At 75.8% G+C, this 9,920-nt stretch carries 6 protein-coding genes; 3 read left to right on the top strand and 3 right to left on the bottom strand.

What is annotated here, in order from left to right; genetic code table 11:
• Nucleotides 1-38: 38 nt before the first annotated feature.
• Nucleotides 39-2,057 (bottom strand): FAD-dependent oxidoreductase, encoded by a 2,019-nt coding sequence (locus tag ACFWEG_RS18335; RefSeq protein ID WP_387216218.1) that lies wholly within the window; start codon nt 2,055-2,057, stop codon nt 39-41.
• A gap of 197 nt (nt 2,058-2,254) precedes the next feature.
• Between ACFWEG_RS18335 and ACFWEG_RS18330 the strand changes: the two genes are divergently transcribed.
• Complete coding sequence (locus ACFWEG_RS18330; RefSeq protein ID WP_387216216.1) at nt 2,255-2,395, top strand: hypothetical protein; 141 nt, start codon at nt 2,255-2,257, stop codon at nt 2,393-2,395.
• Between the two features lie 368 nt (nt 2,396-2,763).
• Entirely contained in the window at nt 2,764-3,852 is a 1,089-nt protein-coding gene (locus ACFWEG_RS18325; RefSeq protein ID WP_387216214.1) for a lytic polysaccharide monooxygenase, read from the top strand.
• A gap of 104 nt (nt 3,853-3,956) precedes the next feature.
• Here ACFWEG_RS18325 and ACFWEG_RS18320 read toward each other — a convergent pair whose 3' ends face one another.
• Nucleotides 3,957-4,922: a hypothetical protein gene (locus tag ACFWEG_RS18320; protein WP_387216212.1), complete on the bottom strand. Its 966-nt coding sequence runs from the start codon at nt 4,920-4,922 to the stop codon at nt 3,957-3,959.
• Nucleotides 4,919-8,632, bottom strand: coding sequence for a DNA polymerase III subunit alpha (dnaE, locus tag ACFWEG_RS18315; protein WP_387216210.1), 3,714 nt, complete (start codon nt 8,630-8,632; stop codon nt 4,919-4,921). Before dnaE ends, ACFWEG_RS18320 begins: the two co-directional genes overlap by 4 nt.
• A gap of 160 nt (nt 8,633-8,792) precedes the next feature.
• On the opposite strand from dnaE, the gene ACFWEG_RS18310 reads away from it, so the two are divergent.
• On the top strand, nt 8,793-9,905 hold the full coding sequence (locus ACFWEG_RS18310) for an ABC transporter permease (RefSeq protein WP_387216208.1): 1,113 nt from the start codon (nt 8,793-8,795) through the stop codon (nt 9,903-9,905).
• Nucleotides 9,906-9,920: the final 15 nt, after the last annotated feature.

The raw sequence follows: 9,920 nt of genomic DNA, 5'->3' as shown, positions 1-9,920 counted from the left end.
GGCCGGGCCCGCGTGCGGGCCGGGCCCCCGGAGCCCGCTCAGACCTTCGCCGCCAGCTCCGTCCCCTGCAGGATCGCCCGCTTGGCGTCCAGCTCCGCGGCCACGTCCGCGCCGCCGATGAGGTGCACGGTCCGCCCGGCGGCGAGCAGCTGCTCGTACAGGTCGCGGCGGGGGTCCTGGCCGGCGCAGAGCACGACGGTGTCGACCTCCAGGAGCCGCTTCTCGCCGTCGACGGTGATGTGCAGCCCCTGGTCGTCGATCCGGTCGTAGGTCACGCCGGCGACCATCGCCACGCCCCGGTGCTTGAGCTCGGTGCGGTGGATCCAGCCGGTCGTCTTCCCCAGCCCCGCGCCGACCTTGGTGGCCTTGCGCTGGAGGAGGTGGACGGTGCGCGGCGGGGCGGGTCGCTCGGGGCGGGTGAGGCCGCCGGGGGTGCGGTGCTCGGTGTCGACGCCCCAGAGGCGGAAGAACGCCTCGGGGTCGAGGGAGGCCCGCTCGCCGCCGTCGGTGAGGAACTCCGCGACGTCGAAGCCGATGCCGCCCGCGCCGACGATCGCGACCCGCTCGCCGACGGGCGCGCCGTGCCGGACCACGTCGAGGTAGCTGACGACGCTCCGGTGGTCGACGCCGGGGATGGCGGGGGTGCGGGGGCTGACGCCGGTGGCGACGACGATCTCGTCGTAGCCGTCGAGGAGTTCGGGGGTGACGGTGACGCCGAGCCGCACGTCGACGCCGTACGCGTCGAGCTGGTGGCGGAAGTAGCGGATCGTCTCGTCGAACTCCTCCTTGCCGGGGATGCGGCGGGCGATGTTCAGCTGGCCGCCGATGGCGTCGGCCGCGTCGAAGAGGGTGATGTCGGTGTGGCCGCGCTCGGCGGCGGAGACGGCGAAGGCGAGGCCGGCCGGCCCGGCGCCGACGACGGCGAGGCGCTTGCGCAGCCGGGTGGGGGCGAGGACGAGCTCGGTCTCGTGGCAGGCGCGCGGGTTGACCAGGCAGGAGGTGATCTTGCCGCTGAAGGTGTGGTCGAGGCAGGCCTGGTTGCAGCCGATGCAGGTGTTGATGGCCTCCGGGCGGCCGGCCCGGGCCTTGGCGACGAAGTCGGGGTCGGCGAGGAACGGGCGGGCCATGGACACCATGTCCGCACGACCGTCGGCGAGCAGCTCCTCGGCCTTTTCCGGGGTGTTGACGCGGTTGCTGGTGATCAGCGGGATGGAGACCGCACCCATCACCTTCTTCGTCACCCACGACCAGGCGCCGCGCGGGACGGAGGTGGCGATGGTGGGGATCCGGGCCTCGTGCCAGCCGATGCCGGTGTTGAGGATCGTCGCGCCGGCGGCCTCGACCGCCTGCGCGAGCTGGATCACCTCGGGGAGGGTGGAGCCCTCGGGGACGAGGTCGAGCATGGAGAGCCGGTAGACGATGATGAAGTCGGGCCCCACCCGCTCGCGGACCCGGCGGACGATCTCGACGGGGAAGCGCATGCGGTTCTCGTAGGAGCCGCCCCAGCGGTCGGTGCGCCGGTTGGTGGCGGAGACGATGAACTCGTTGATCAGGTAGCCCTCGGAGCCCATGATCTCGACGCCGTCGTAGCCCGCGGACCGGGCCAGTTCGGCCGTCCGCACGAAGTCCTCGATGGTCTCCTCGACCTCGGCGTCGGTGAGTTCGTGCGGGACGAGCGGGCTGATGGGGGCGCGGATCGCGCTCGGGGCGACGAGGTCGGGGTGGCTCGCGTACCGGCCGAAGTGCAGGATCTGCAGGGCGATCCGGCCGCCGGCCGCGTGCACGGCGTCGGTGACGGTGCGGTGCTCGGCCGCCTCGGCCTCGGTGGTGAGCTTGGCGCCGTGCGGGGAGGGGCGGCCGCGCTCGTTGGGCGCGATGCCGCCGGTGACGATGAGCCCGGCGCCGCCGCGGGCGCGCTCGGCGTAGAAGGCGGCCATCCGCTCGAACCCGTTCGGGGCCTCCTCCAGGCCGACGTGCATCGACCCCATCAGGACCCGGTTGGGCAGGGTCGTGAAGCCGAGGTCCAGCGGGCGGAACAGGTGGGGGTACGCGGTCATGGGGGCGCCTCCTCGCGCGGGGTCGTCCCCTCCATTGTGCAACTAGTTGCACAATGGAGGGAGGTCGCGGGCCCGTGACCCCGGTCATACGACGAGCGGATGAACGGCGTGTGTGGCGCACAGGAGAAGCGTCTTCCCTGTTGAGACGTTCGGGCGGGCGGGTGTCAGCGGGTCGCGGGGAGGGCATGGAAGACCCCATGCGACAGCAGCGGGTGGTGAAGGCCGTACGGAAGACCGGCGGCCGCCGGGACCAACAGGATTCCGGCGCGGCTCCCGAGACGCGCGAGCGCCCCGAGATCCGCAAGGACATCCACAGGACGTGGTGGCCCGACGCGTGACGGCGTCCGACCGTCCCCGGCGCGCCACCGCGCGACGGACCGGCTCCGCCCGGCGGCCCTGACCCGCCCGGCCGATCCGCGCCCCCGGCCTTCATGGTGCGAAGGCCGGGGGCGCCCTGCGTCCGACGGGGCGGGCGTCGTCGTCCGGGGCGACGGCGCGTCCCGCGCCCGGCCGCCGTGACCGCCGCCCGGACGCCGGCCGCGCGGCGCGGGGTGTCTCGCGGACGGGCGGCGGGCCGCGGGCTTAATCGGTTCCGATGCGCGCCTTAACGCGGTCATAAGGATCACCGCTGCCCGTCCTCAGCGGCGGATCGCGGGGATCGCGGGGGCTACGTTGCTGGTCACCCCACCCCGAGGAGACCCCCGCCATGACCTCTCGCCGCACGCTCGTGACCGTCGCAGCCACCGGTGCCGTACCGCTCGCGCTGGGCGCGCTGACCGCGGCGCCGGCCGCCGCGCACGGCACGCTGGGCGACCCCGTCAGCCGGGTCGCGGCCTGTTACGCCGAGGGGCCGGAGTCGCCGGACTCGGCCGCGTGCAAGGCCGCCGTCGCGGCGGGCGGCACCCAGGCGCTGTACGACTGGAACGGCATCCGCATCGGCGACGCCGCCGGCCGCCACCAGGCCCGGATAGCCGACGGCGAGCTGTGCAGCGCCGGCGACCCGGCCTTCAAGGGCATGGACCTGGCCCGCGCCGACTGGCCGTCGACGACGGTGGAGGCGGGCGCGTACACCTTCAGGTACCGGGTGACCGCCCCGCACAAGGGCACCTTCACGCTCTACCTCACCAAGCCCGGCTACGACCCGGCGAAGCCGCTGAAGTGGTCCGACCTGGACCTGGCGAACCCGGTCGCGACGAAGACCGACCCGGCCGCGTCCGGCGGCTACTACACGTTCTCCGGGAACCTCCCCGAGCGCTCGGGCAAGCACCTGGTGTACGGCATCTGGCAGCGCTCGGACAGCCCGGAGGCGTTCTACTCCTGCTCGGACGTCGCCTTCGGCGGCGCGAACGGCGGGGGCGGTGGCGCGAGCCGGGCCCCGGTGGCCGAGGAGCCCACCGACGAGCAGATCGCCGACGGCGCGGACGAGTCGACGGTCGACCACCCGGGCCCGACGCTCGGGACCGGCGGCCACGGGGACGGGCACGGCGACGACCACGCGTCCCCGACCGCCACGAAGCCGGCTGCCGGCTCGGAGGCGAGCGCCGCCCCGGAGGCCCCGGAATCCTCGGAGGCTCCCGCGACCTCGAAGGCTCCGGCGGCCACCGACGACGCCGACGCCACCGCCCCGAACGGCTCCGCCTCGCCCCTCCCCGGCACCGAGAACCTCGCCGCGACCGGCGGTGACGGCGCCACCCCGATGATCGCCGCCGGCGGCGCGGCCGCCGTCGCCGTCGGCTCCGGCCTGTTCTTCGCCGCCCTCCGCCGCAAGGCCGCGACCGGCCGCCGCGCCGGCTGACGGCGAGCGGGGATGCCGGTCGGCGAGCGACCGCCGGCCGGGGAGCCACGCGCGAGCCGCTCCCCGGCCGGCCCTCGGCCTCAGGCGGGGTCGGGCCCTCGACCTCAGGCCGCGTCGGACAGCGTCCCCGGCACGACGGCCGAGGGGCCGAACCGGGCCCGGGCCCGGTCCGCGACCGCCTCGATCCGGCGCGCCTTGTCGTCCTGCGGGTCGAAGGTCAGCTGCCGGGCGGCCTCCTCCGCGGGCCCGATCCCCTCGATCCGCAGCGCGAGGGCCCGCACCCGGGCCCGCTGGAGGCCGAGCGCGTCGTGCATCCGGTAGGCGAGGTCGCGCAGGTCGAGCGAGTGCGCGGTGGGCTCGGGCAGGGTCCGGCTGCGGACGGTGGTGGTGCGGTCCGCGTACCGGACGGTGAGCACCAGCGTCCGGCCGACCTGCCGCCCGGCGCGCAGCCGGCCGCCGAGGTCCTCGGCGAGCGCGAGGAGCGCCCGCCGCCGGTGCGCCGGGTCCACCTCGTCCCGCACGAAGGGGACCTCCCCCGCGATCGAGCGGGTCGCCGCCCCCGGCACCACCGCGCTGCGGTCGGTGCCGTGCGCCTTCTCGTGCAGCTCGCGCCCGGTCCGCACCCCCACCAGGCGCTGGAGCAGCGGCAGCGGCGCGGCGGCGACCCGGCCGATCGAGTCGAGCCCGTAGTCGCACAGCGCGCGGGCGGTGGCCGTGCCGACACCGGGCAGCGCGACGACGGGCCGCAGGTCGAGGAAGCCGGCCGGGTCGTCGACGACCCTCGGCTCGCCGGGCCGGGCCTCCCGGGCGGCCATGGTGGCCAGCATCGGGTTCGGCCCGGCGCCGATGGTGCAGTCCACGCCGTGCAGGGCGATCGCCCGGACCCGGATCATCGCCGCGAGCCCGGCCGCGTCCCGGTCGAAGTAGCGCAGTGCGCCGCCGATGTCGGCGAGCGCCCCGTCGGGCGGCAGTGCCTCGACGAGCGGGGTGAACCGGCCGAGCAGGGCGACGAGTTCGGGCAGGGCGGAGGTGCGCGACGGGGGGAGGTGGAAGCGCAGGCAGAGGATCATCCCGCGCTCCCCGGGCTGGAGTGCCAGAGCTTGCGCGGGGGTCCGCCGGCACCGTCCCCGGCGGGCTTGAGGTCGGCCCAGGGGTGCATCTCGAAGCCGGTGCTCATCCGGATCCGGCGGCCGGCCGCGGCGTCCGGGTGCGGTGGGGCGCCGGGTTCCATGGCGGGTGCGCCCTTCCCGGCGGACCCGGGCCTCCCGTCGGACGCCCCCTCCCCGTCGGCGGCCTGTCCGTCGGCCGGTCCACCCTCACCAGGGCTTTCATCCGCGTCCGCCCCCGGGCCGTCCCCGGCGTCGGCGTCGACCCCGGCCTCCGGCCCGCTCCCCGGCGCCGGCTCCTTCAGCCGCCGGCTCACCTCCTCGAGCCCGCCCTCCGCCCGCAGCTCCGCCAACTCCGCCAGGTTCCAGGCCCGTTCGCCCACCACCGACAGGCTGCGGGGCCCCCGGCGCTGGACCGTGCCGCTGACCAGGAGCAGCCAGGAGTGGAAGACGGTGTGCGCGCAGGCCGCGTGGCTGTCGTCGAAGAAGGCCAGGTCGACCAGGCCGGTGCCGTCGTCGAGGGTGGTGAAGACGACCCGGCGGCCGGAGCGGATCGGCGGGGTCTGGGTGGCCGCCTTGGCCCCGGCGACCAGGACCGTGCTGCCGTGCTCGGCCTCGCGCAGCTCCCGCGCGGAGACCACCCCGAGCTCCTTCAGGAAGGCGTGGTGGTCGCTCATCAGGTGCCGGGAGGTGTCCATGCCGAGGACGGCCAGCTCGGCGCTGAGCCGTTCCGCGTCGTCGAGGTCGGGCAGGCCGAGCGGGGCCGACCGCTGCTCGCCGAGCGGCAGTTGGCCGCCCCCGCCGCTCGTCCGCCGCCCGGCGGCGTGCAGTTCGGAGACGTGCAGCAGCAGGTCGCGGCGGTTCGCGCCGAACGCGTCGAGCGCGCCGACCTGCGCGAGCCGCTGGGCGACCGGCTTCCCGGGCCGGGCCCGCTCCCAGAAGTCGAGCAGCGAGGAGTACGGCTGCCCCGCCTCGATCCGCCCGACGACGGCCTCGCTGATGCCGTGCACGTCGGCGAGCGCGAGCCGCAGCCCCCAGCGCGCCCCCGGACCGGACGCGCCGGGACGGCCGGAACCGCCCGAACCGCCCGCACCTTCGGACACCAGTTCGATACGGTGGGCGGCCGCCGACCGGTTCACGTCCACCGGCAGCACCGGCACCCCCCGCCGCCGGGCGTCCGCGAGCAGCAGCCGCTTGGGGTACATGCCCGGGTCGTGGGTGAGCAGGCCGGCGTAGAACGCCGCCGGGTGGTGCGTCTTCAGCCACGCCGACTGGTAGGTGGGCACCGCGAACGCCACCGCGTGCGCCTTGCAGAAGCCGTACGCCCCGAAGGCCTCGACGATCTCCCAGGTGCGCCGCACCACGTCCTCCGCGTACCCCCGCCCGCGCGCCTGCTCCGCGAACCAGGCCTTGATCCGGCCCTGCCACTTCGGGTCGGAGAGCCCGCGCCGCACCCGGTCGGCCTCGGCCCGGCCGCAGCCGGTCATGATGTCGACGATCTCGATGACCTGCTCGTGGAAGACGACCACGCCGTAGGTCTCCCGCAGCGGCCGCTCCAGGTCGGGGTGCGGGTAGCGCACGGGCGCCCGCCCGTGCCGGGCCTCGATGAACGGGCGGACCATGTCGGCCGCGACCGGGCCGGGCCGGAAGAGCGAGATGTCGACGACGAGGTCGTCGAACCGCTCCGGCTGGAGCCGGCCGATCAGGTCGCGCTGGCCGGGCGACTCGATCTGGAAGCAGCCGAGCGTCTCGGAGGTGCGGATGAGGCGGTAGGTCGCCTCGTCGTCCGTGGGCACTGCGTCGAGGTCGATCTCCTCGCCCGTCGCCCGGCCGATCTCGGCGACGGCGTGCGCCATCGAGGACTGCATCCGCACGCCGAGGACGTCCAGCTTGAGCAGGCCGAGGTCCTCCACGTCCTCCTTGTCGAACTGCGCCATCGGGAACCCCTCTCCACTGCTGGTCACCACGGGTGTGCGCTGCCACAGGGAGGCGTCCGAGAGCAGCACCCCGCACGGGTGCATGGCCGTGCCGCGCGGCAGGCCGTCCAGGGCCTCGACGAGGTCCCAGAACCGGGCGCCGTACCGCTCGGGGTCGACCCCCTTCAGCTCGGGCAGCTCGGCGAGCGCGGTACGGGCGTCACGGGCCCTGATGTGCGGGAAGGACTTGGCGAGCCGGTCGGTCGCGGCCGGGTCGACGGACAGCGCCGCGCCCACGTCCCGCAGCGCGTGCCGGACCCGGTAGGTCTCGGGCATGGCGACGGTCGCCACCCGCTCCTCGCCGAACCGGGCGATGATCGCCCGGTAGACGTCGTGCCGCCGGGCGGACTCGACGTCCACGTCGATGTCGGGCAGCACCGAGCGCCGCTCGGAGAGGAACCGCTCCATCAGCAGTCCGTGTTCGACCGGGTCGGCGGCCGCGATGCCGAGCAGGTGGTTGACGAGCGAGCCCGCGCCCGAGCCCCGGGCGGTGACCCGTACGCCGAGGTCGCGGACGTCGTCGACGACCTGGGCGACCGTCAGGAAGTAGCTGGCGAAGCCGTGGTGGGCGACGGCGTCCAGTTCGCGCCGCATCCGCCGCCAGTAGTCGGGGCGGTCGGCGTAGCCGAGCCGGACCATGCCGGCGGCGGCGCGCGAGGTGAGCACCCGCTGGGCGGTGCGCAGCTCGGCGCCGACGAGCCGGGGCTCGGGGAAGCGCACCGAGCCGATGCCGAGGTCGTCCTCGGCGTCGACCCGGCAGGACTCGGCGGTCTCCTCGGTCATGGCGAGCAGCCGGTGTGCGGCGCCCTGCCCGAGGCCGGCCGCCTCGGCGACCGTCCCGGCGGCCCGGTGCATGGCGGCGGTGTCCTTGAGCCAGCGCTCGCCGCTGTCGAGCGGCGGGCGGACGGGCAGCAGCCGGCGGGACGCGTCCAGCACGTCGGCGACGGGGCCCTGCCCCGGGTCGGCGTAGCGCACGGCGTTGCTGAGGACGGCCCGCAGCCTCTGGTCGGCGGCGAGCCCGACGGTCCTGGCGGCCAGCCGCAGCGAGCCGGGGCCGGTGCCGGTGCGGCCGTGCCAGACGGCCTCCAGGCGCAGGGCCTCGTCGCCGAAGACCTCGCGCCAGCGGGCGAGCAGCCGCACGGCCCGGTCGGGGCGGCCGGCGGCGAGCGCCCGGCCGACGTCGGAGGCGGGGCCGAGCAGGACGGTGACGCCGTTGCCGGGCGTCCCGGCGTACGGGGCCGGTGGCCGGAAAAAGCCGCTGGACGCGGAGGTGCGGCCGCCCGTGAGTTCCGCCCACTCCAGGAGCGGCGGGCCCTCCACCGCGTGCGCGGCGGTGATCAGCCGGCAGAGCTCCGCCCAGCCCGCGGCCCCGTCCCTGGCCAGGAAGGTGGCCCGGGGCGCGGACTCGTCCACGAAGACCCCGCCGCGGACGGGCGTCCGCCGCCGGGCGGCGTCGGCGGCGGCCCCTGCCCGCGCGGTGGGTTCGCCGACGGCCAGCTCGACGCCGAAGACCGGCCGGACGCCGACCCGGGCACAGGCCTTCGCGAACCTGACCGTGCCCGCGAGGGTGTCCCGGTCGGTCAGCGCCAGCGCGTCGAGGTGCCGCTCGGCGGCCCGCTCGGCCAGCCGCTCGGGGTGCGAGGCGCCGTACCGCTGGGAGAAGCCGGACGCGGCATGCAGATGTGTGAAGCCCGGCACGCTCGCCTCCTCGCTCACTTCGACCACTCGGGTCAGTTCCGGTCCCACCTCCCCCGCTTCCACCATAGACCAATTTCGGTCAGTTGTTCGATTGCCGTGCGGTCACCCCTTCGGACCCGCTCCACCTGCACCGATGCCGCCGGACGCGGAGCGTGAGGGGATGACGTTCCTGCGCGAGGTGAAGAACGCGGTCTCCCCGCGTGCCGCGTTCCTGGTGATCGGCGTGCTGGCCCTCCAGCTGCTGTTCATCGCGTCCTACGTGGGCGCGCTGCACGACCCGAAGCCGAAGGACGTCCCCTTCGGGGTGGTCGCCCCGCAGCAGCAGTCCGCGCAACTGGTCCGGCAGCTCGACGCGCTGCCCGGCGACCCGCTCGACCCCCGGGCGGTCGCCGACGAGGCCGCCGCCCGGCAGCAGGTCCTGGACCGGGACATCGACGGGGCCCTGGTCGTCGACCCGCGCGGCAGGAAGGACACCCTCCTCGTCGCCTCCGGCGGCGGGACCCTGCTCGCGACGACGCTCGGCACGCTGACCGAGCGGCTGGAGGACGCGCAGGGGCGCACGGTGCGGACGGTCGACGTGGCGCCCGCCTCGCCGCAGGACTTCGACGGCCTCTCCGCGTTCTACCTCGTCGTGGGGTGGTGCGTCGGCGGCTACCTGTGCGCGTCGATCCTGGCCATCAGCGCGGGCTCGCGGGCGGCGAACGGGCAGCGGGCGGTGATCCGGCTCGGCACCATGGCGCTGTACGCGGTCCTCGGCGGGCTCGGCGGCGCGGTGATCGTCGGGCCGGTCCTCGGCGCGCTGCCCGGCAGCGTGGTCGGCCTCTGGGGACTCGGCGCGCTGATCGTCTTCGGGGTGGGCGCGCTCACCCTGGCGCTCCAGGCGCTGACCGGGATCGTCGGGATCGGCCTGGCGGTCCTGATCGTCGTCATCGCCGGGAACCCGAGCGCCGGCGGCGCGTTCCCGCACGCGATGCTCCCGCCGTTCTGGCAGGCGATCGGCCCGTGGCTGCAGCCGGGGGCGGGCACCTGGGCGGCCCGCTCGATCGCCTACTTCGGCGGCCGCGACATGGCGACGTCGCTGTGGGTGCTCGCCGCCTGGGCGGTGGCCGGCGTCGCGGTCACCCTGCTGATGTCGGCCCGGCGGGGGTCCGGCGCGCGCACGCCCGCCACCGGCTCGGGCGCACCCGCCGCAGGCTCGGACGCACCCGCCGCAGGAGCCGCCCGTTCGGACGGCGGCTCGACCCGTGCGGACGGCGGGGCGGCCCCCCGGTAGGGACCGCCCCGCCGC

This window comes from Streptomyces sp. NPDC060194, assembly GCF_042728285.1.
Classification (GTDB): Bacteria; Actinomycetota; Actinomycetes; order Streptomycetales; family Streptomycetaceae; genus Streptomyces.
The sequence above is the reverse complement of the archived record's forward strand: the minus strand, read 5'-3'. Positions and strand labels throughout refer to the sequence as shown.